The organism is Bacillus niameyensis (assembly GCF_001375535.1).
Taxonomy (GTDB): domain Bacteria; phylum Bacillota; class Bacilli; order Bacillales; family Bacillaceae_C; genus Lederbergia; species Lederbergia niameyensis.
Map to the genome: position 1 here is coordinate 1,072,587 of NZ_LN831197.1, position 21,126 is coordinate 1,093,712.

Consider the following 21,126-nt stretch of genomic DNA (forward strand, 5'->3'; position numbering starts at 1 on the left):
TCAGCCATTCTTACTTGTTTTGCACTTTTAATTCCATTAAATAAGCTGCTAAAGCATCTAGTTCTTCATTGCTAATCATCTTTTCATTAAATTCAGGCATTTCATTTCCTGGTTTAATTTTCTTACCTTCACGAATCCATCTTTTTAATTCATCTTCATTATGGTCCAAGATACCAGCTACGGCTTCTCTTTCCCCAAAATTCGTTAAGTTTGGAGCAAGTCTATTATCTTCAGTTGGAGAAATAGCGTGACACGACATACAACTATTATTAAATACTTCCTCACCTTTTCTTGCTAAGTCTGTAGTAGGTTCAGGAGCACTAGCATTCTTCATATCATCTACCCACTGATTGAAATCGTCCTTAGAAAGTGCTTTTACTTTAAAGTCCATATAAGCATGTGATGGACCGCAGAGCTCAGCACATTTCCCGTAAAATATTTCGTTTACATTATCTGCTTTATCCTGTTTCACATCTAAGAAAAACTTATTGACGTTATCAGGGTTGGCATCAAGTTTACCTCCAAGTGGTGGAATCCAGAAGGAGTGCTTTACGTCCGCAGATTGAATTTGGAAATAAACCTTTTCTTCAGTAGGAATGACCAAATCTTGACTTGTAACAATTCCTAAATCAGGATATTCAAATTCCCACCAATATAGATGAGCGCGTACGTTGACAACTAAATTCTCAGGGTTGCCGTCTTTATCCTTCTTCCCTATAGCTGAAACATCACCTTGAGCAAATGTAACAGCAACAGTAGGAACTGCAATGACTAAAATGATTAAAATTGGAATAACAGTCCAAACAATTTCAAGTGTATGACTGCCCTCAACTTGTTTTGGAATTTCGCTATCGCTTTTGCGGCGGAAACGTACCACAACAATCGTGAATAGGATCACGACTACAATGATAACGAGAGTCATGACTCCAAGACTAAATAGAATTAAGTCATATTGTTGTTTCGCCACATCCCCTGCCGGTTGTAACGCGGAGAGAAATGGCTTACCGCATCCTGATAGGACAAGCGCTAACATCGCGAAAATCGAAACGAGGCGCCATTTTCGCAGCCAATGTTTCATAATGTAATCAAACCCCTCTTTCGTATAATGATCTTCGGCAATTAATTCTGCCTTTAAAGTATATGGATTTCTTATAAATAAGAAAGAATTCCCTAAATAAAATTACATGATCCCTATAGTACAAGATCTTCTATATTACCGTAAAAATAACCATTGAAGTAAACAGGATTGTTAAATAGTTCAAAGAGTAAACAAACATACTCGTTGCCCATTTCATATCATCCTTTTTCTTATATCCCATAATACCCAATACTAACCATCCAATATTCAATGCAGTCGCTAGTATGACAAAAAGGATTCCCAATGATTGCATGAAAAAAGGAATTGGTAAAAGCAAAGCGACCCAAATCATAATATGACGTTTTGTAACTGCAAAACCTTTCACAACAGGGAGCATTGGAATTCCGGCTGCTCTATATTCCTCAACCCTTCTCATAGCTAATGCATAAAAATGAGGAGGCTGCCAAATAAACATTAATAAGAATAGCATCCAGGCCATTGGTGGCAATGTAGGATCAACTGCTGTCCAGCCAATCAAGGGCGGAATCGCACCTGAGAGACTTCCGATAACTGTGTTACTTACATATAGCCTTTTGGACCACATGCTGTAAAGAACGACATAACTAAATACACCGATTATTCCCATTATTCCAGTCGTTATATTTGTTAAAAATAAGAAAAGTAATCCTATGCCAACCAATAGAAAACCGAGTAATAGAACTTTTGATCCACTTATTTTACCAGTTACTGTTGGCCTGCCTTTTGTCCTTTCCATTATTGGATCGATATCTCTATCTATGTAATTATTTAGTGCACATGAACCAGCTATGATCATGGATGAACCAAGTAATGTGAAAAGAACAATGTCTAACGAATCTAAAAAATGTTGATTTGTATAGACAAAGGCAAGCCACAATCCAGTAAAGGTTGTAATTAAATTTGAATTCACTATCCCAATTTTAATCAACGATGTAAAGTCTTTCCATCTAGTGGTTGTTGTAGGTGTGTCAACTGCTTCATCAAGTGAAGCTATTGTTCGACCGTCTCCCATTCCGTATCCTCCTCTCTATAAAAAATAGATTTCCATATACAACTATAATGCATTTTCGATAACTTTTCTTGGTTTTAGCTGAAGTTTCAGTATTTGTTCACTTATTTTCCTTTTTTGATCCTTTTTCAAAAGAATTCACGCAACTTGTCAACATATTGTAACATTTCGACTTCCATATAGAAAAAAATCGGCCTATTTCTTCTCCCAATTGAATATTAAAACATATATTCCACGAAATTGGGAACAATTTGCAGGCTGTTTTATGTCTAATTTATGGCAAATTTAATGTTATTTAGTAATTGTCTATCTATTTTTATCAAATTCAAGCCTTACTTTCAACAGTAAGAACTAATTATAGCAGGTTTGTAACAATTTTTTCAGTTGTTTTTTAGTAATTGATTAGGTAGTATCGGATATGAACTATAAAATGTTATCTTAATATAAGAAGGTGAAGTTTTGAGTCGTCATTTAAAATGGTTTTCTGTTTTAACTACACTCGTCATGCTTGGCGTTCTAATCGGAGGAGCATTAGTAACCAAAACGGATTCAGGAATGGGTTGTGGGAGATCATGGCCCCTTTGTGACGGGAAATTAATCCCTTCTGAAATTACACCTGAACTTATTATTGAAGCTTCCCATCGCCTTGTGTCTGGTGCAGCAGGTTTTATGGTTTTGATTATGGCTATTTGGGCTTGGAAAGCAATTGGGCATATAAGAGAAACGAAATTACTCGCTTCCTTGTCTATCGGATTTTTAATTTTGCAAGCCTTAATTGGCGCCGCCGCAGTTATTTGGCCACAGTCTGACTTTGTTCTAGCACTACACTTCGGAATTTCATTAATATCATTTGCCGCAGTTTTATTACTAACAATGCTTATTTTTGAAGTGGACAAGAAGTTTGATACGCAGAAGTTGGTTATTGACAAAAGAATGAAATTCCATATTATCGGGTTAACGATCTATAGTTATTTAGTTGTTTACACTGGAGCGCTTGTAAGACACACGGAATCAAGTTTAGTATGTAAAGATTTTCCTTTCTGTGATAATGGAGCAATCTCCTTACCGTCCAATATTTATCAATGGATTCAAATGGGTCATCGTACAGCTGCCATTCTCATCTTTTTATGGATTGGGTATGTGATGATTATCGCAATAAAGCATTACAAACACCAAAAAGTTATGTATTGGGGATGGATCATCGCATTTTCATTAGTTTTCCTTCAGGCTCTATCAGGTGCTAGCATAATCTTTACTGGTGCTAATCTCTATGTAGCTTTAGCTCATGCAGTGTTTATATCCTTTCTATTTGGACTGTTATGCTATTTTATTATGTTACTAACGCGGAATAATAAAGCCATAACTAAAAAGTCTGGAAACAAGACATCTATAAATATTATTTTTTAAGCAGAATGAATGCTTGCTAGTCCTTCCGTACTTAGCCTTTTCTTATCTAATAAAAAAACTTGCACTTAATTGTGCAAGTTTTTTTATTGATGAATTCTCATGCTTTGTGGCCGTTGAAATTTTTTTTGAACTGTAGCTGAATCAGGATGATCTTTTTTCTTATCTGTTTTATATTTTTCATCAAAATTAGTAAACATCGATATATTAACTAACAACCCCATTGCAATTGATAAAATTACAATCGACGACCCTCCGTAACTAATAAACGGTAGAGTAACACCTGTTATCGGAATGAGACCGGACATGCCACCTAAATTTATAAAGGCTTGAATGCCGATCATCGCTGCTATCCCAATAGCCAACATACTTCCAAAGGGGTCACGGGATTTAACGCCGATATAAATACCGCGAAGGACTAAATAAGCAAGTCCGATAATGACAAACGCCACTCCAAATACACCGAGTTCTTCAGCAATAACGGCCATAATAAAATCAGTATGGGCCTCCGGTAGATACCCGTATTTCTGAATTCCTTGTCCTAATCCTACGCCCTTCAATCCCCCAGAACCAATGGCTAAATAGGAATTGACGAGATGATATCCTTCTTGATTGTAAGTACCAAATGGATCGAGATACCCGGTTATACGCCCCATATTTCCTTTAGTAAAAAACGAATCGAATTTAAAGTAAATAAACGGGGATAACACAGCAACTAATCCAAGACCGAGTGTAACCAATTTTGCAATCGTTTTAAATCTCATTCCCGAACAAATAATGATGACTATTCCAATTAAAAACGTTATGAGTGCCGTTCCATTATCAGGCTCAATTTTAATTAAAAAACAGACAAGAATAAGATAGAAAACAGGAGGTAAAACACCGATATTTAATTGGTCAATATACTTTTGTTTATTTGCATATACCGCTGATAAATAAATAATGACACTCATTTTAACAAATTCAGACGGCTGGATAGTTCTCAACCCTAGCTTAATCCAGCTTTGTGCATTGTTTGATGTATGCCCAATAATCTCTACAGCGATTAATCCAAAGACCGCACCACATGTCATCACTATTAAAAACTTTTTATTGCGGAAGGCCTTATAGGGGAATATAGCGAAAAAAAGAAAAACAACGAAGGCAATTAACAGATTTATTTTCTGTTTTTCGTAAAAGTAATCGGCAGGATAATTATACCGTTGTACGGCCCAAACCATGCTTGAACTATAAATCATAATAAGCCCAAACACCGAAAGTAAAATGTATATTATAATTATAGAATAATCATAAGATTTCATGATTTTTTTAAACATAAAACTCTTCCAATCTATGTATTGGTTTACCATGGTCCCAAGGTTAAAAAAACTCAAACAATTTCGGTGAACTGTTTGAGTTTCATTTTAAATGGATTAGTTAGCCCTTATTGTTTCATGGAAGCTTCATGAAGTGTAGATAGCTGTCTTTCAAGGGAATCCATTAATTCTTTCCCATACTTAGCATCAACTAGTCCCAAGCGAACAGCAAAGTCTATTTCGCGGGATAACCCAAACATTTGTGTATCAAGCACTTCCTCGTATAAAGGGCATTGCGGCATTGTTAAATTGTCCATTTGCACTTGAATTAAACGCAAAATCTTTTCAGCGTCTGATTTCAACAATGCATAGGCTTTTTCACGATGATCAATTTTCGTATCTGACACCACATTAATCCCCCTTATCCATATGAAAAGCGATGCCCTGACAACCATTTAAATTTTTATAAAATTCCAGTCTATAACCTTTGACAACTTCCTAAAACTCGCCTGTCCTACACTAGGCAAGGAAATAGAAAATGATTTTAAATAAATAGACAATACTATCTGTAAAGTTTACATCTAAACTCTATAAATTGCAAGAGCAAAAGGACTTAGTAGTCCATAATAAAGAGGATTTCGAAAAGTTTTCACATTGTTTAAGATGCTTTACAATTGTCACGGTCGTTCGCATCATTTACACTAAAAGAAAAGGGGGAAATAGTAGTGAGCATGATCATGATGATTAAGGGTAAGGTGAAATTCCCAATCACACTTGATGTCGGTTCTTGGATCTTTGATGACCGCCGAATTGATTTAGATATATACTTTTCTAACGATAATAACGGGGAAGAAACTGAAGTTGAGCAACCCCATGTTTCCAAACATTGGGATCGTACTGTTAAGGAGGGTGCAATACTTCCAAACTCGCAACCTAAGCGCCAATCAGAGAGAATGAAAATGAAGATTGGTACATTTGGTATCAAATTGGAGCCCTTTTTAAAAAATGCTGAGCCAAATGAGGATGCAAAAACGCTTGTGTTTGAAACTAACTCTGGTGAAATCTCTGTACCATTGCATGATGGGTATAATATAATTGCCCAGTATTCTCTTAAAGGAAAACGCCTTGAAGATGGGCCAGTACATATTCTTTATCCTGATGGTTCTAACCTTGAAGAACCGATTAAAAATGTGAAAGCGTTTCGGGTGGATTAAACTGTGATGAGCTTTTAAAAGCAAAAAAAGTGAAACTTCGTTTATTTAAAAGAGACGGATGGTTAATAGAGGTCACTGAAAAAGTTTTTCGTAGCCTAATGGTTTATTAAATAAAAAGAAAGGCTTTTCTGTTCAAAATTGAACAGAAAAGCCTTTCTTTGTCTATTTCTTGCTCCTTCTCGTTCATGAGCTTCAATATTCACTTGAGGTTTACAGCGAATATGGTTGTGGCTCCTGAATCTCCATGCCAAAAAGACCCATAGACGATGCAGTATCGTACTCGTGTCCATTTTTTAGGTTCCCATATTCGTAATTCCTATATCTCGTCAGAATCATTCATAAAAGTTTGTTCATTAGAAAACGAGTTATATTCCATCAGCAAAAATTCAATTAGGAACTTAATATGTGGTTTATCAAGTCCCGTCCGAGGGAATTAAGGATGCTACGGGACATGAGATGCTTCATCATGCCCCTTTCAGGGATAAAAACGGCAACTATGGGACATGAAACACTTTATTATGTCCTTGTTCGTGGAAAAAAAGGAACCAATGGCATTGAGACACGGACTATTTAGTGACCTCTTAATACCATCCGTCTTTTTTATAGTAGATCTGCAGCGATTTGAGCAAGTTGGGATCTTTCCCCTTTGATCAGTTTGACATGTCCCGCCATCGGCTGATCCTTGAAACTTTCCAAAATATAGGTAAGGCCATTATTGTATTCATCTATGTACCTATGTGGTATACAGTTGTTTTTCTTTCTTCTATTATATGCTATTCTCATCATCCAATTTTAATTTTTACTCCTCCTCGCTCTTTTTTTACTTTAGTACAATTCAATTCAGTTTGTTGTTTTAATGTACTTAAGAAATAAGTAAAGCTATGGGATTGGAATATTTTAAATGGATAATCATCAATAGCATATCGTTGTTCTGATAATATTAAAATTCTTGGAAATGGATTTATAACTTTACTCTCAAACAAATCAACATAGCGGTTTAATTTATCCTGCATCTGTTTTTCGGAGTAAATGCTTTTTTGCACTTCGATAAAGAAAGGTGTTTTTCGGTATTCACAATAAATATCAGGTTCTGCCATTCCTTTTTTCCCGAACTTTGGCTCGACCAGAAATGTATCCAACTGTCCCAGCCGTCTGATCTCTTTATACACTTCCAAAATGGCTAGAAAGTGACCTATTTTCGCACTGTCCCTTTTCATCTGAACTTCTGACCCAAAGTATACATACGGAATAAAAGTCGTAGAACGGCTTATATGACCTTCTCTTAGAAGTCTCAATAAAACATTGTTAGCGGCATATGATGGATTTTTGAGGTTGGAGAAATGTAGTTCCGCTATTGAGTCACGATCCATTACTCTAAATTTATTTAAGTTGCTTATAATCGCTATATCACGCTTAGTTAACATCGAGAAACACATCCTTTTCAGTTATAGGTTGTTCTTCTTGATTAACTTCTTTCGCTTCTTTAGAGACCATAAATAGATTTAGTAATCTTTTAGCTTCATCCTGCTTCAAATATGGGGCTTGAAGTTCATATAGTTTATCACTGTTCATAATAAACCTTCCGCTTGTTTCTATCTTCTCTGCGTTGGGTGTATTAACGATTCTTGCTTCCACCTTATCCCTCAACTTAAATCCCATGCTAACGGTCAAATTAGCCCTAATAGTCGTGTCTAATACTTGAGCATTTGGACGTTGCATAGACAAAATAGCAAACACTCCAAGAGTTCTTCCGATGGCCACAATTTCAGTTAGTATATCCATGATTCCTTCATCCTTCCTTAACATGACAAACTCATCTATACAGACAACAATATAAGGACGTTTATGCTCTACTGGAACATTATCAATGTGGTCAACCTCAAATACTTCGGTTAGATCACTTCTCTCGTCTAATTCTTGTTTTATATGTCCAAGCATCCTCTTTATTTCTCTAGGACTACTGAGCACGCATTGGACATGCTCCACCTTGCGGAATATATGAAACTCTGATTTCTTGCAATCTGCAAGGTACAATTCCAATTCCGATGGTTTCTTTGTTTTAATTAAGGTGGTTAATATGGAACGTAACTGAGTAGATTTACCTGAACCAGTTTCACCCGCTATTAAAATATGAGGTTGTTTTAGCAGATCAAATGATACATATTTTCCGTAACGGTCCAATCCTGCAATAATTCCCAAACGATGTTCTTTTAGGCTTTCTTTGAATTCTTCGAAGTTATAGGTTAGCTCAGAAGTCATAGCTTGCTGATAAACAGTTAGGACATACTTTTTAAATTCCCCTTCAAGCTCAATTGATTTACCAAAGTGCTGCAAGAACACAAAATAGTTCTCTTTTAATAATTTGGGGTTTAATCCATTAGGTAAAGTAAATACGTATTCTAATATTTCATTACTAATCTTTAATGAATGGATTTTAGGAAATACCTTTCTTATTGTTCCATCTGACATTTTGTAATTTAGATGTATCTTTCCTGATCTGAAGGTGTCGATTAACTTTTTTCTAGCTTTCAATTTATCCCAGAAACTCATAGTAACCACTTCAGCAATAAATTTGTTTCAATGAAATAAATCCCAGTTGCATAACCAGCGAAAGGCAAAATTAGTCTAACGATAGTTCCCAACCAAGGGAATCCATATTCTTCAGCAAGCTTATCGAGCATGGCTACACCTATAATCGATGCTCCACCAATTAACATAATTGGTTCAAATAGCATTTTTTTCATTCCTTTCCCTTTTTTAAATCGGTTCCCCTCCCTTTCGCCCTTTCCCTCCCCTCCTCAATCGTTCGCTTCGCTCTCTCTTAACAGGTTTTTACTTTCTTATCAATTCAATCTTTCTCCTTGTACAAGTGCACTTTTCTAAATGAGTAGATACTGTTACGAAAGTGCATTTTAAAACATTTGAATTCGTTACGATATTGTTTTTCAACTGTTTTGCTATCGTGATAATAGCCTATGCACACGCATCAATTTAATTGCTTGTACTCAATAATTTAATTTTGGAAAGGGAATAATTAAATAATCACGAATATGTACTTAGGTGATGAATATGTTAATTAAGTTGAGAAGTAATATTGGTGAGTTGATATCGGAAAGTGGTTTGCAAAAAAAGTTTATTGCCGGAAAATTAAAAGTTAGTGTTGCCCAGCTCAGAAATTATGAAACGGGGCATAGTCTTATTCCCTTTGATAAAGCGTATGTGTTAGAGGATCTTCTGAAAAGTAGACTTGACTGCAGCATTACCGATTTTTACGAAAGGATTGATCAGGATGATCAAGCAAGTGAAAATAATATTTCTGGATAAAGACGGAGGTTCGTTTTTGATTTATGTAGATGTGGAGGTTAAGTATAATCAGGATCCAATAATGAGTGTATATAAGGTAGTTAATCGAAAGAGGTACGAATTTCCCGATGTTGCAGGTATTCAGGAGGTAACTGTGGATGGTGTGGATATTACAGACAAGATCAAAGAAATTGATAAGGATTACCATTTGAAAATGATTAAGAAAATGGATGATATTCTTCCGTTTTGATAAAAGCCCCCACATAGTGAGGGCTCTTTTTATTATCCACGTAACTTTTTAAGCAATTGCGAATTCTGTGTAGCAGTTCCTCGGTAATTTTTAATTCCGTGTTTTGCTGCTAATTTTTTTCGGTTGGCATAGGATGAAACTACTTTGATCGATTTTAGGTAATCTACAATAGAATTAGTCTTCTGATCACCTTTAGGCTTCGGATTGGCTGGCTCCTCAACCTTAGGAGCAGATCCGCCCTTCATCTTATTTAATAGTTCAATGTTTTGAGCTGCAGTACCCTTATAGTTTTTAACGCCATACTGTGTTGCAAGCTTTTTACGATTAGAAAAAGATGAATCGATTTTCTTACTGTTTAGATAGTCAACAATAGAATTACCTTTATATTCTGTCGCTGTTTTTGACGGCTTATTTTCCTCTTTAGGTTTGGACACTTCTTTCGCAACTTCTACCGCGCCAATACCTCCGATGAAATGCGCCCACCCTGTGAGTAATTTATGCGGACAATTTTTGCCTGACCAGTGTTTATGGGTCAATATGTTACCTTTCGGGATGTTGTGATCTTTTATTAACTTTGAAATAAGCCATTGCGCGTTTTTAACAGCTTGCTCGAAATTGCCATCGCTATTTTCGCAGATTTCAATTCCGATAGATTGGCGATTGCCCGCGCCATTACCATCGCCTGCGTGCCATCCATTTTCATTTAATGGTAAATGCTGATAGATTTCCTTGTCATCGACTGTAAAGTGCCAGCTTGCTGTACGTCCACCTGCCCCGTTAAGTAAGTATCTTGCATGCATTTCAGCATTAGCTCCCTTCGAAGCATTTGCCGTGTTGTGTACCGTGATATATTTCGGAGTCATCGCGTATCCTGGACGTTGTCTCGTTTGTGATTTCGGAATAATTTTCTGTATGATTTTAGGCATGATTATTTTCCTCCTTTTAAATTAGAAAAAGAGCAACGATTTACTCGTTACTCCCCTTTTTATTAAGTGTTTCTACAGCTTTTTTAAGTACATCAGGAATTGGTAAGTTTGTTTTTCCGACTGTTTCCAAGATACTTAGTAGTTCATTGGCTAAATAAAAGAAGATAACCGCATCTCGAATGAAGTGGTTATCTCCCATGATTGTATCAATTGCATGTGCTACAGCGACAAGCAACAAAATAAGTACTTTTCTAGCAATACCTTTAAATCCAATTTTGCTACTTAGCTGACCTAGATAAGCTGCTACCGTCACCCCCATAACATAATCAATAACGTTGAATACAACTAGAATCTGTATCAATGGCGACCACCCTCCAAATAAAAATGAGGCAGCGGCCCCGAAAAATGCAACGATGAATTTCAAAATGTTTTCCATGATATCCTCCTTTTTAAAAACTAAAAGAGCACCTCATAGTGAGATGCTCCGTTAAAACATTATTTTTTTGTCACTTCTTAAAAATTCTCTAATCATTTCGGTGGGTATCCCCATGGCTAACGCTTCTTTTATTAGCTCAACCCATTCTTTATCCAATTCCTTTTTACTATTAATCACCGCAAACCTCCTAAAATAGCATGTATTTTAGGTAGCTCAGCCATCATAGTTTTATAACCTTAGACCTGTAGCTTTGCGTCTCAACCTTTCGATTGATTTGCCTTTTTCTAGGTTATATTAATGATTCGACACAAAAGGAGGGAACCCTTCTTCTTACCTATAAAATAAGCACCTCCAAATGAGATGCTTCAATTATTTTCATAGATGTTAATAATGTCGATTTGGTCAGCATTTAAAACTATCTGATCTTCGGTAATTAAAAATTTCCCACCGTTGATCTCTACAGGCATGACCATTTTAAGATTAGTATCTGTCTCAATCTCCACAGGTCGCCCGTTTTTAAACAAGACGAATACTGAGTATTTTTTCACAGATCCCTCCCCCTCCTTAATACCTATATACGATATTGAGAAGGGAATTCCTTCTAAAATAAGAATTCTTTACTGGGCATGATACCTTTTATGAGCTTGTCTTTTTCTTTCCTCTGATACGTGAGCATAAATTAAAGTAGTGCTAGGATTTTTGTGTCCTAAAATGTGTTGCACGTCGGCTAATTCTGCTCCATTCTCCATCATTAGTGATGCTTTTGTATGCCTAAATGTATGAGGAGTTAGCTTTTTAGACAGTTTCGCTCTGTTTTCAATTTTATCAATAGCTCTCTGAATACTCCTGCCTGTTAATTGATTGAACGGCCTTCTTTCCCTGATAAATACATAATCGCTATCACCTTCAAGTGGTTCTTTTCGAGTGTTTAGATAATTGTTTAGATGGTGGAGAGCCTTGAAAGTTAAGTAAACCCTTCGTTCCTCATCTCCTTTCCCAATTATGGTTGCACTTTTATCTTGGTAATTAATGTCGCTAATCTTCATATTAGCGATTTCAGATAACCTACAACCCGTTGAATATAAAACTTCAACTAAAGCCCGTTCCCTATATGTTTCACACGATTCTCTAACCATTTCCAACTCATCTACAGTTAAAGCCTTCAAAAGACGTTTTGGCTTTTTAGGTGATTTTATTTTAGAAGATGGGTTTCTTAGTAATAACTCTTCTTCAACTAGCCATCCGAAAAAACTTTTTATAACCGACAGTTTCCTATCAACTGTACCAGGTTGCCATTTTTTATTTGATGCAAGGTAAGCTCGGATATCGGAAGTGGTTATCTGGACTACTCCTTTTTTAACAAACTTACAGAACAGCCTTAGCTCAAGCATATACCCTTCCAAAGTTAATCCACTTAATCCTTCTATTTGTTTAGCTGACAAAAACATATCGACTTTTTCTGATGTGTCATCTTCGATGTCTAATTCTGTTTTTCTTTTAATTTCATAATTGCTAAGGACTTCTTCAAGTCTATGCATCAATTTAACTTCGTCTATGTCAGGGGCAACAATGCTGGTTACAACATTCAAGTCCATCATGAGTCTTGCTACATCATTGATCATAGTGATATCCTCCTCAACTGTTACGTTTTACGTTACAAATAATATAACATGTTACATTTAACGTGTCAACGTGTTATATTAAACGTAACAAAAAAGGAGTTGATATTTTGTACATACATATAAAACTCAATGAAATACTTGAAGATAAAAAGCTTTCCCATCGCGAATTTTCGAGGATGACAGGAATCAGACATCCTTCTATTAGTGAAATGTGTAATAACCAAACGAAGAGGATTCCTTTAGAAAACCTCGCGAAAATATGTGAAATTCTAGATTGTGAAATAACTGATGTCTTGGAACTAAGAAAAGAGCAGCCAAAATAAAAATGGTTGCTCTTTTTTTACTGCTGTTTTAAATATTCACTACGTCGCAAAAGAGTCCAATTACGCTGTAATAGGTAAGTTATTTTCTAAGAATGACAACATCTTCCCAGCGATGACTGAATGACCTAACGTGTTAGGATGTAATTTATCTAATGTATAGTAATCCATATTCGCACTATTAAACCCACTCATACTATATAAGTCTAAACAAGGAATACCCCATTTTGCAGACACTTCTTTAACAGCATTTGCAATCTGTTTGGTGTTTCTTGGAGAATCTGTTTGTTGTAGTGGTGTAAAGGTTGCAATTAAATTAGTTGGGTACTTAGCAATTAAGCCAGACAACAATACATTATAAGCTCCCATAAATGTCTTAATATCCGTACTATCAATCGAACCAATCGGCACTCCCGACCCAGCATCGTTAACCCCACCAAATACAGTGATAATATCCGCATCGTCATCCATATCCTGATAACGTAAAACCATTGGGTTTATTTCCCAATTTCCGTAATCGGCAACCGTACTACTTGATATGCCATAATTTCTAACGATACAACCCGTTTTACTTGCGATTTGTTGGTGATAAGACGTTACTTGTAACCCATTGGTGATACTATCGCCTAAAGCGTTCCATTTCTTGCCTTTTAGTCTACTTGGAATCTCAAATTGATAATCGTCTGTAAAGGTAACTGCTTGTTTCTTAGTGTACGGTACATACTCATTTGGCAATGTTTCTCCTTCGACAAACATTTGATCCTCTAATGTCGCATCTGTTTTCGGAAAACAAAAACGTATATAACTCACGCCATTTGGAATGGTTGTTGTATTTCCACTAGCGTATGATTCTCCTGAAACGTAAACTTTATTGTGATTATAAAAAGCTCTGCTTGCCATTGATTTTGCAGTATATTTTTTACCTGCTACAACTGGAATAAAGCCACTTAAAACGTAATCTGTGTTATCAGATATTACCCCACCTGCTGTAATACTTTTATTAACTTCCACATCACTCTTATTGAATAAGTTTCGTAACGACACGTATAAAAATGTTGTATTGGTTGGTGTTACAACACTTCTTGCTACCTTCTTAGCTTCTACAAAATCAAAAGCATTGGGACTAAATTCTAAATTTCTAAACGATACATTTTTATAAATACCGTATGGTATATATTCACTGGGTAACGTTGAACCTTCAACAAACATTTGATTTTCAAGCGTTGCAGAATACTTGTCGAAAGCAAAACGAATGAAGAAAGCGTTGTTTGGTGTCGTTGTTTTATTTCCAACTGAATAAGATTCACCAGATACATACTGCCTATTATCGCTATAAAAAACTCTACTACCCATAGACTTCGCAATATAGGTCGTACTAGGTTTAATAGGAATAAAATCGCTTAAAAAATAATCTGCACTATCAATAATTTCACCTGTCGTATATATTGCTTTACCTACCGAAGCAGTTTCTTTGTTAAATAAGTTAGTTCCGCTTGATTGTAAAAAAGTAGTTGATTCTACCGTAACGGAGTGACTTTTTGGTGTCGATAAAACATTAATAGGTGTTCCACCTGCACCATCTTGAATTATACCAAGAGTTTCACTGTCAAAATCATTTACGGTAATCGGTTCAGCCTTTTTTCTAACCTCATCTTCATTCGCTTTATCTGCCAATTGCGACGTAAACGAATCTAATCTGTCACCCAAAAGGGGGTGATTTCCTCTCGCATCTACGACCTCAGAAGGTTGCGGATTTTCTTTAATTAATCGATCGACACGCTCTAATTGTTCATCGGCTGTCTTTTTCGCTGTGTCCGCTGTTTCTCCCGTTACTTCCATACTTTGCGCCAATGCCTCGCGAACATCTTTACCGTAAATTTCATTTCTAACTTTATTAGCCAAATTTCTAATAATCTGTGGAATTGGCATATTTAAGCACCACCTTCTGGTTGTTCTAATTTCGATAATCTAAATTCATAGTTATCTATCTTTCTGGCCATTACCTCTAGTAATTGAACTAAGTAATAATAGCCATTCCTCTGAGCAGATCCTTCAGCTTGATTTTTATCAAACTCTTGAAATGCATATGATATATAGACTCCGAAATCATAAAAAGGAAAGTTAGGATTATTGTTCGTTACAGATTTAGAGATATCATATAGCTTGGCGAAATCAGAACTCGACATTAATCCATCTTGGTCAAACCATGCTAAGCCAATATCTGCACCAGGGATATCTTCAATCATTTGCTCCAATCTCTCGATTGAGCCTACGACGCTTTCAATAGAGTTAGATATGCTAATAATGTCCTCGTCTGTGATATTCTCGTAGTTTTCTAGTCGCTGTTTTGTGGCTTCTAATTCTGTTTTTGCACTGGTTAAGTCAACAGTTAAGGTTCCGATTTTGTTGCTTTGCCTAGAGACGGTCTGCTGTAACTCAACTACATTTTGTTGAGCTTTATTAGCTTCATAGTTGTATTGAGCAGTTGTCTTGAATTTATCTCCAATTGTCAAATCGTTCTGATTCGGATTAATGATGTCTATAGTTTTTCCAATCACTTTCAAAGTTTCATTAATTCCCATAACGGGGTTAATAACTGGATAGTAATATCCAACTTCAAAGCTATCTGGATCCTTTCTTAGTAGGGACAGATCGAGAGCAGAAACGAAATATTTTACTTTGACACGATTATTTTCTTGCAAATACTGCTGTCCACGTGTCATTAGAATGGAAGGTTTTGTGATATCATCCCAAATCTTACTTCTGGTTACTACGCTGAAATTAGACCTTGCCTCTTCATCTTCCAGGTAGTCCTTCCCGCCGTTAACAGATGCAATTGTTAATCTTGCTTGGCTAACATCTGTTGCTCCTTCATCTTCTGATTCTAATGACATTCCTAAAGGTATTAATCTTGTAATTATTTCGGAAGGATCAACTTCTTTTGTAATGCTCTTAAGATTCTTGGCTAGTCTTATTTCTGTCTGTTTGATCTCAACAGTTTCTGCAAGGTAATCCAGATAACGGACACCATTTTCTTTACGGGCCTTTATTACCCCACCAAGACGACTAATAAGCTTGTCATCTATACTGTCAAAGGTGTTATCATACCCCAAGTACCTATAAACGTTATCTGTGCTATTAGTGACTGTTACATTACCAAGCACAAACTTTTTATCTATGTCATCATGAGCGATATCTGAATTATGATTTTTGATCATAACCTCAAAAAACTCCCGCACCGTCATATCGTGATATTCACCATGACGTTGGCAAGAGTCATTTAAGTAGCCTAATTCAGATTCACATATAAAGGACTTGGCAAAAACACCTGTGTCGCTCATGGCGTCTGTTGGTGCTAAAATACGCCCGTCAAACTCAATCTTTTCAGTCAACATGTTTTCGACTGTGATAAGAGTTTTTAACGGACGTATTAAACCGTATCCTGGATTGTTGGGTAATATCGTGAAACTAAAACTGTCTGCAGCATTCTCGATTTGTTTTATTTTACCGTCGATAACTTTTAAGTCATTGAAATCTGGATGGTGTATAACTAATTCTGCACCATCGTTGATTAAAGTTATTTTATACAAATTTAGATCAACTCCTTTCGAAAATGAAAGGATATTTCCCCGTTACCGGTTATAGTAATCTTGTTTTTAGGTTCCCGAAGTAAGAAGTCATAGGATTGCGACTCTCCTGCAGGAATGTTGAATGTTTTATTACCCATTAGCATGGTCATCGGTTCTGTAGCTTTGATCACAGGCTTGGCTGTGCGTGTACCAGGGTTATATAAGGTAACGTGTAAAGTACCATTCACCTTAAATTTAGTTTTTTGAGCGTAATCAAGAAGAAAGTTAAACTCGTCCCAGATGTCGTTACCTTCATCAAGTTCACTAATTTTAAAGGGATATGCAGTAAATTCTACCTGAAGCGAGCCACCGACCCATTTAAAATTACTGCTAGGTCCGTCCTCTATTTCAGCTAAAAAGTAATAACCAGGTATTAAGTCATCTTTTAACATTCCTTTTTGATTGGTGGACATTAGCCAATTTATGACCTCTGTTTCATAAAAGTAATAATCTTTGGATTTATCTCGATAGGCTATTTCAAAGGTATACTTAAGGATTCTCTCACTATATTCTTGACCTCCATATATTTCGCTAAAATCATAAACTATATCTGAATAGGGTACCCTTTCAGTGTTCTTAATCTTTGAAGGGTTGCCTATTTCTCTATCAGATATAGTCAAACCGAAATCTTTATAACTATGTTTTCCGTTAAATTCAATACCTGTGAACATTAATAGGCCACCCTCCTTCCAAACATTCCAGTACGCCTAGCTTGTTCTTCGTCTAATACTTCGCCGACTTGTCTATCTTTTAGGTAAATATCTGTCTTTTTCTCCAAAAGTTGCAATAACAATTCATTTGTCCTTTGCAAGTACTCATTTTGTTGAAGGATAGCAAGCAACAACTCATCGTTATTCCCACCTTTAGTTGGCGTAGTTGGCGCGCCTTTTGGACCTTCTTCGCCGCCGCCCTTTCCGGATAATGCTAATAGCTTCATTGCATCTGTAGCAGTAGAAACATTTAATTCATTTGCTTCAGGAATTGCAGCCATGGCCATTTTTCCTGCTGCTTTGGCTACGTTTTTAACTGTGCCTAATATTCCAAGCTCAAGTCCTTCCCCAGTATGAATACCGAGTTTTTCAAGAACTCTTGAAGGTGAATGGATATCAAGTATACTCTTGATTTTTCCTGTTATGGCGCTTGTTACACTTTTTACTGCATTTGTTACAGCTGTTATCTTAGATGTAATTCCATTGATAAGACCTTGGATTATATCTTTACCGATTTGTTTAAGGTCGATATTTTTGAGGAATGTTTTGATTTTATTCCAAACCTCAACGATCTGGTTATGTGTTTCATTCATCTTGTTTCGACCGGAATTTTTCAGATCTTCGAATTTGTTCTTTACATTTGCCAAAACTTCATCAATTGTCGTCTTAACGCTAGTCTTTATGTCCTTCCACGTTTTACTAACAATGTTTTTAAATTCCTGAAATTTAGTGGACGCGAAAGTTTTAATAAATTCTATTGAGTTTTTAAATATATTTACGACTTCGCCCCAGACGAACTTTATATGATTCCAGATCATATTCATTTGGTTATTGATAAAAAATCCTATTTCCGAAAAATCCCCGTGAATTATGGATTTAATAATACCAATTGCGTTTTCGATCGTTTCACGAATGGTATCCCATATTACTTCGAGGAGAAGCCAAATAGAGTTCATTATCTGAGATATATTTTCTTTGATTGTCTGGAATCCATTATTGTTCTCGCCAAGAATAAACCCAATTGCTTTTACCCATAAATCTTCAATTTTCATCCAACCGTTATAAAAGAAGTCGAACAAAAAGTTCATAATCGAACTAATAGATTGCTGAATAAATAGCAACGAATTGTCAATCAGATTCGCTATCTCTTGCCATACATTTGCCGTTGTATCCTTTATAGCTTTCCAATAGCCTGAAACGAATTCGAAAAATCCTGTTATTAACAGTCGAGCGTTTTCAATAACCAATTCAATATATGAAATTATAATATCTTTAAAAGCAGACCAATAATCAGCAGCTGCGCCTGAGATATTCTCCCAAATTGCTGTAAGATTGGACCTGAACTCTTCCATATCCCCGGTTACTAAGTTTATTAAAAGTAATATGGGTCCAAGGATTATGTTTTTAATGATTTCCCAATAGGATCCTGCAATTGTCTTTATATTTTCCCAAGTTCTTCTCAAAAAAGAGGCTATGTTTCCCCATAATGTATTTGTCGCCTCTTCTGCAGGCCCCCACATACTGATGAAAAAATCAATCATGGGCGAGATTAAGGTTGTAATATAATCTATACCAGCGTTGAATTTATCGGTCACTTTCCGCCAGATTTCTCCAAAAAATCCAGTTACAGACGACCATATAACTTTTATTCCTTTAACTACTTTCGCGAAAAAGGTAATAATGGACGACCATTTTTCTTTGATCCAATCGATTGCATTAGTAAATTTAACGGTGACTAACTCCCACATATCTGTAATGTGGGATACAAAACCTTTAACAAAATTAATAGTTAAGCCCATTATTTGCCCCAGTAATGAGGATTTAATAATTCCCCATATGATGCTTGTAGCACCTTGGAACATCTGTTTAAGGCCTTCCCACATTTTAGAGAAGTCGCCAGTGAATAATCCTGAAAAAGCTTTAATAGCGCCTAATATAAAATCTAAAGCACCAGAAATTATACTCTTAATACCTGACCATGTAGACTTAATGATGTGCTCCACAAAAGGCATAACGAATACAATTACAGTTTTTATTTTCTCAAAAACTGTTCCGATGACCTCGGCATACCATTGAAAAGCAGTCGACAAACCTTTACCGATATTTTTAAAAGCCTTCGAAAGTTGACCGCCTTCAGAACCTGCAAAATCAGATATCTTTGCCTTAATCTCATTAAAAAAGCCTACTACCGCATCGATGCCTGGTTGAATATAATCTCGTAGTTGCCCAAATACTTCCTTTAATTTAATGCCTAACTCTTGGACAAAACCTCTGAATTTTTCTGACCTTTTATAAGCAATGATGAATCCAGTTGTTAGTAAGGTTAGAGCAGTAATGACTAGCCCAATTGGATTTGTTAATCCTGCAGCAATTCTTGCTAACAATCCGAGATTCTTTGCCCCTTTTCCGGCGATTGATCCAAACTTTACTAAGACCTTAGATTTTCCGATAAACTTAAAAAAGCCACCAAGTGACTTTGATAATTTGGCAACAATCCCTCCGAAAGTACCCAATCCTACTAGAACAGGACCAATGACAGCCGAAAAACCGATGAATTTACCAATTAGATTTTTCGTGTCTGCGTCCATGTCTTTAATCCACTTTACTGTAATCATGGCAAAAGACACAATCTTCTCTAAAGCTGATCCTAGACCTTGAAAAATCGGTTTAAATAAATCATCCGAGTTTTTAAATAGGTCCCTTAACTCGTCAAGCATGGTTTTTACACCATCGAAGATCCCATGATCAAGTACCATCCTAGCACCGACTTGAGAAATTGATGCTTTAAAGTTTTTCCATTTACCCATCAAGGTTTCCCCTGATTTTTCGATCATTCCTCCTGCAGCGATCGTATCACCGTGCATACCGGATGTACCTTTTAGGATTCCTTCCGAAACCTCATTTAGAACTTCGTTGATGTCGACTCCATCTTTTTGGATTTTCTTTCTGACTTCTTCCTTTTTCAGTCCCCATTTGTTGCCGAGTACTGAAAGGATATCAATTCCAGCAGTAGCAAACTGATTAATCATCGTTCCGTCAATTTTCCCGCTTAATAAAGCTCCTTGGAATACGTTTGACAATTGAGTAACGAGTTGGTCATCGTTTTTCATTGCTGATAATTCCATAGCTACATTTGCATAAAGTAAAGCTTCGGTTTCCTTAGCATTCGATGACATCATTAAAGCAACTGGATTAGCGATTTCTGCAAGCCCGAATGAAGTACCTGTGACTAGATCAGTTACTCTCTCCATTACACCTTTTGCTTTCTCTTCACTTTTTAAGATGTTATTAAGCATGAAATCAACTTGTTCTAGGTCTGCTGCTCTTTTAAATCCCATGGTAGTAACAGTGCCGATCAACCCTGCAATAGGGGTAGTGATATATGTTGTAAGTGTTTTTCCAGTACTTTTTGCTTTGCTACTAACAACATCTAACTCGTTGCCAAAATTGATCAGAGCATCACCAGATTTTGTCCAGTTAGAATTCGCTATTTCTTGCTCTTTTCTAAAGTCTTGGAATGCTTGCTTGGTGCTCTCAACGCGTCTTTCTAAATCTCGTAGCGTTGCTGCCTCATAATTATAATTTGCGGCCGCTTTATCAGCTTCCTTCGATCCTTCACCATGTGCCTCGACCATTTTTTCATATGCTTTCTTTGCACTTTCAGTAGCGATTTTTTGTGCTTCTAACCTTCTGTTTAATCCATATAATTGGGTTTCATATTTTTTAACTGAACGCTCTGAACGGTCGAAAGCAGACAAATTCAACTTCATTTCACTGTTGACTCTTTTTAATTTAGACTTAAGATCTGTTAGGCCACTATTGACCTTCATCGTTTCGAGATCAAGTTCAATGGATAAACCTTTTAACTTTTCCACGTTTTACCTCCTTTCT

21 protein-coding genes, 1 pseudogene and 1 riboswitch are annotated in these 21,126 nt (G+C 36.2%); of the genes and pseudogenes, 5 read left to right on the forward strand and 17 right to left on the reverse strand.

The genetic code is table 11. From position 1 onward, the window contains the following. Positions 1-10 precede the first annotated feature (10 nt). Together coxB and cyoE are read right to left on the reverse strand one after the other, a co-directional pair. Positions 11-1,078 carry a cytochrome c oxidase subunit II gene (gene coxB, locus BN1243_RS05285; protein ID WP_062105192.1) on the reverse strand — a complete coding sequence of 356 codons (1,068 nt, stop codon included), beginning with the start codon at positions 1,076-1,078 and terminating at the stop codon, positions 11-13. A 130-nt stretch (positions 1,079-1,208) separates the two neighbouring features. Then, positions 1,209-2,129: a heme o synthase gene (cyoE, locus tag BN1243_RS05290; RefSeq protein ID WP_062105193.1), complete on the reverse strand. Its 921-nt coding sequence runs from the start codon at positions 2,127-2,129 to the stop codon at positions 1,209-1,211. A 456-nt stretch (positions 2,130-2,585) separates the two neighbouring features. Between cyoE and BN1243_RS05295 the strand changes: the two genes are divergently transcribed. Next, positions 2,586-3,533: a COX15/CtaA family protein gene (locus tag BN1243_RS05295; RefSeq protein ID WP_062105194.1), complete on the forward strand. Its 948-nt coding sequence runs from the start codon at positions 2,586-2,588 to the stop codon at positions 3,531-3,533. An 83-nt stretch (positions 3,534-3,616) separates the two neighbouring features. On the opposite strand, the gene BN1243_RS05300 is transcribed toward BN1243_RS05295, so the two are convergent. Both BN1243_RS05300 and BN1243_RS05305 read right to left on the reverse strand, forming a co-directional pair. Continuing rightward, positions 3,617-4,846 (reverse strand): FtsW/RodA/SpoVE family cell cycle protein, encoded by a 1,230-nt coding sequence (locus BN1243_RS05300; protein WP_062105195.1) that lies wholly within the window; start codon positions 4,844-4,846, stop codon positions 3,617-3,619. Positions 4,847-4,953: 107 nt separating this feature from the next. Beyond that, positions 4,954-5,280 (reverse strand): Fpa/YlaN family protein, encoded by a 327-nt coding sequence (locus BN1243_RS05305; RefSeq protein ID WP_407638846.1) that lies wholly within the window; start codon positions 5,278-5,280, stop codon positions 4,954-4,956. A gap of 276 nt (positions 5,281-5,556) precedes the next feature. Here BN1243_RS05305 and BN1243_RS05310 point away from each other — a divergent pair, with 276 nt between their 5' ends. Further along, positions 5,557-6,039, forward strand: coding sequence for a hypothetical protein (locus tag BN1243_RS05310; protein ID WP_062110427.1), 483 nt, complete (start codon positions 5,557-5,559; stop codon positions 6,037-6,039). Between the two features lie 600 nt (positions 6,040-6,639). Here the strand turns inward: BN1243_RS05310 and BN1243_RS23120 are convergent. The 4 genes and pseudogenes from BN1243_RS23120 to BN1243_RS05330 all read right to left on the reverse strand — a co-directional run. Further along, a pseudogene (locus BN1243_RS23120) lies at positions 6,640-6,783 on the reverse strand (PhoH family protein); the annotation flags it as partial. Positions 6,784-6,821: 38 nt separating this feature from the next. Next, complete coding sequence (locus BN1243_RS05320; RefSeq protein WP_062105198.1) at positions 6,822-7,463, reverse strand: replication-relaxation family protein; 642 nt, start codon at positions 7,461-7,463, stop codon at positions 6,822-6,824. Continuing rightward, positions 7,453-8,508: an FtsK/SpoIIIE domain-containing protein gene (locus tag BN1243_RS05325; RefSeq protein WP_230200103.1), complete on the reverse strand. Its 1,056-nt coding sequence runs from the start codon at positions 8,506-8,508 to the stop codon at positions 7,453-7,455. Before BN1243_RS05325 ends, BN1243_RS05320 begins: the two co-directional genes overlap by 11 nt. A 77-nt stretch (positions 8,509-8,585) precedes the next feature. Beyond that, positions 8,586-8,783, reverse strand: a complete 198-nt coding sequence (locus tag BN1243_RS05330; RefSeq protein WP_062105200.1) for a hypothetical protein — start codon at positions 8,781-8,783, stop codon at positions 8,586-8,588. A 325-nt stretch (positions 8,784-9,108) separates the two neighbouring features. Here BN1243_RS05330 and BN1243_RS05335 point away from each other — a divergent pair, with 325 nt between their 5' ends. Then, entirely contained in the window at positions 9,109-9,363 is a 255-nt protein-coding gene (locus tag BN1243_RS05335) for a transcriptional regulator (RefSeq protein WP_062105201.1), read from the forward strand. Next, entirely contained in the window at positions 9,341-9,592 is a 252-nt protein-coding gene (locus tag BN1243_RS05340) for a hypothetical protein (protein ID WP_062105202.1), read from the forward strand. The genes BN1243_RS05335 and BN1243_RS05340 overlap by 23 nt, the downstream gene beginning before the upstream one ends. A gap of 32 nt (positions 9,593-9,624) precedes the next feature. On the opposite strand, the gene BN1243_RS05345 is transcribed toward BN1243_RS05340, so the two are convergent. From BN1243_RS05345 to BN1243_RS05360, 5 genes are all read right to left on the reverse strand, one after another. After that, a complete protein-coding gene (locus BN1243_RS05345; RefSeq protein WP_062105203.1) occupies positions 9,625-10,518 on the reverse strand; it encodes an N-acetylmuramoyl-L-alanine amidase in 894 nt (297 codons plus the stop codon). A gap of 40 nt (positions 10,519-10,558) precedes the next feature. After that, a complete protein-coding gene (locus tag BN1243_RS05350) occupies positions 10,559-10,954 on the reverse strand; it encodes a phage holin family protein (RefSeq protein ID WP_062105204.1) in 396 nt (131 codons plus the stop codon). A 51-nt stretch (positions 10,955-11,005) separates the two neighbouring features. Then, entirely contained in the window at positions 11,006-11,131 is a 126-nt protein-coding gene (locus BN1243_RS21535; RefSeq protein ID WP_084781819.1) for an anti-repressor SinI family protein, read from the reverse strand. Positions 11,132-11,158: 27 nt separating this feature from the next. Further along, positions 11,159-11,243, reverse strand: a riboswitch (cyclic di-GMP riboswitch). A 76-nt stretch (positions 11,244-11,319) separates the two neighbouring features. Continuing rightward, positions 11,320-11,502: a hypothetical protein gene (locus tag BN1243_RS05355; RefSeq protein WP_062105205.1), complete on the reverse strand. Its 183-nt coding sequence runs from the start codon at positions 11,500-11,502 to the stop codon at positions 11,320-11,322. Positions 11,503-11,571: 69 nt separating this feature from the next. After that, positions 11,572-12,576, reverse strand: coding sequence for a tyrosine-type recombinase/integrase (locus tag BN1243_RS05360; RefSeq protein WP_069201764.1), 1,005 nt, complete (start codon positions 12,574-12,576; stop codon positions 11,572-11,574). Between the two features lie 107 nt (positions 12,577-12,683). On the opposite strand from BN1243_RS05360, the gene BN1243_RS05365 reads away from it, so the two are divergent. Beyond that, positions 12,684-12,899, forward strand: a complete 216-nt coding sequence (locus tag BN1243_RS05365; RefSeq protein WP_062105206.1) for a helix-turn-helix domain-containing protein — start codon at positions 12,684-12,686, stop codon at positions 12,897-12,899. 60 nt (positions 12,900-12,959) lie between these two features. Here BN1243_RS05365 and BN1243_RS05370 read toward each other — a convergent pair whose 3' ends face one another. The 4 genes from BN1243_RS05370 to BN1243_RS05385 are packed head-to-tail and all read right to left on the reverse strand — an operon-like array spanning position 12,960 to position 21,110. Beyond that, positions 12,960-14,825: an SGNH/GDSL hydrolase family protein gene (locus BN1243_RS05370; protein ID WP_062105207.1), complete on the reverse strand. Its 1,866-nt coding sequence runs from the start codon at positions 14,823-14,825 to the stop codon at positions 12,960-12,962. A 2-nt stretch (positions 14,826-14,827) separates the two neighbouring features. Next, entirely contained in the window at positions 14,828-16,486 is a 1,659-nt protein-coding gene (locus BN1243_RS05375) for a phage tail spike protein (RefSeq protein WP_062105208.1), read from the reverse strand. Between the two features lie 2 nt (positions 16,487-16,488). Continuing rightward, positions 16,489-17,196: a phage tail family protein gene (locus tag BN1243_RS05380; protein ID WP_062105209.1), complete on the reverse strand. Its 708-nt coding sequence runs from the start codon at positions 17,194-17,196 to the stop codon at positions 16,489-16,491. Beyond that, complete coding sequence (locus tag BN1243_RS05385; RefSeq protein WP_062105210.1) at positions 17,196-21,110, reverse strand: hypothetical protein; 3,915 nt, start codon at positions 21,108-21,110, stop codon at positions 17,196-17,198. Before BN1243_RS05385 ends, BN1243_RS05380 begins: the two co-directional genes overlap by 1 nt. Positions 21,111-21,126: the final 16 nt, after the last annotated feature.

What these genes read in the sequence shown, in the direction of transcription:
- coxB (WP_062105192.1), bottom strand. Translation starts at nt 1,078, where the DNA reads ATGAAACATTGGCTGCGAAAATGGCGCCTCGTTTCGATTTTCGCGATG.
- cyoE (WP_062105193.1), bottom strand. Translation starts at nt 2,129, where the DNA reads ATGGGAGACGGTCGAACAATAGCTTCACTTGATGAAGCAGTTGACACA.
- BN1243_RS05300 (WP_062105195.1), bottom strand. Translation starts at nt 4,846, where the DNA reads ATGTTTAAAAAAATCATGAAATCTTATGATTATTCTATAATTATAATA.
- BN1243_RS05305 (WP_407638846.1), bottom strand. Translation starts at nt 5,280, where the DNA reads ATGGTTGTCAGGGCATCGCTTTTCATATGGATAAGGGGGATTAATGTG.
- BN1243_RS05310 (WP_062110427.1), top strand. Translation starts at nt 5,557, where the DNA reads ATGATCATGATGATTAAGGGTAAGGTGAAATTCCCAATCACACTTGAT.
- BN1243_RS05320 (WP_062105198.1), bottom strand. Translation starts at nt 7,463, where the DNA reads ATGTTAACTAAGCGTGATATAGCGATTATAAGCAACTTAAATAAATTT.
- BN1243_RS05325 (WP_230200103.1), bottom strand. Translation starts at nt 8,508, where the DNA reads ATGTCAGATGGAACAATAAGAAAGGTATTTCCTAAAATCCATTCATTA.
- BN1243_RS05330 (WP_062105200.1), bottom strand. Translation starts at nt 8,783, where the DNA reads ATGAAAAAAATGCTATTTGAACCAATTATGTTAATTGGTGGAGCATCG.
- BN1243_RS05335 (WP_062105201.1), top strand. Translation starts at nt 9,109, where the DNA reads ATGTTAATTAAGTTGAGAAGTAATATTGGTGAGTTGATATCGGAAAGT.
- BN1243_RS05345 (WP_062105203.1), bottom strand. Translation starts at nt 10,518, where the DNA reads ATGCCTAAAATCATACAGAAAATTATTCCGAAATCACAAACGAGACAA.
- BN1243_RS05350 (WP_062105204.1), bottom strand. Translation starts at nt 10,954, where the DNA reads ATGGAAAACATTTTGAAATTCATCGTTGCATTTTTCGGGGCCGCTGCC.
- BN1243_RS05360 (WP_069201764.1), bottom strand. Translation starts at nt 12,576, where the DNA reads ATGATCAATGATGTAGCAAGACTCATGATGGACTTGAATGTTGTAACC.
- BN1243_RS05370 (WP_062105207.1), bottom strand. Translation starts at nt 14,825, where the DNA reads ATGCCAATTCCACAGATTATTAGAAATTTGGCTAATAAAGTTAGAAAT.
- BN1243_RS05380 (WP_062105209.1), bottom strand. Translation starts at nt 17,196, where the DNA reads ATGTTCACAGGTATTGAATTTAACGGAAAACATAGTTATAAAGATTTC.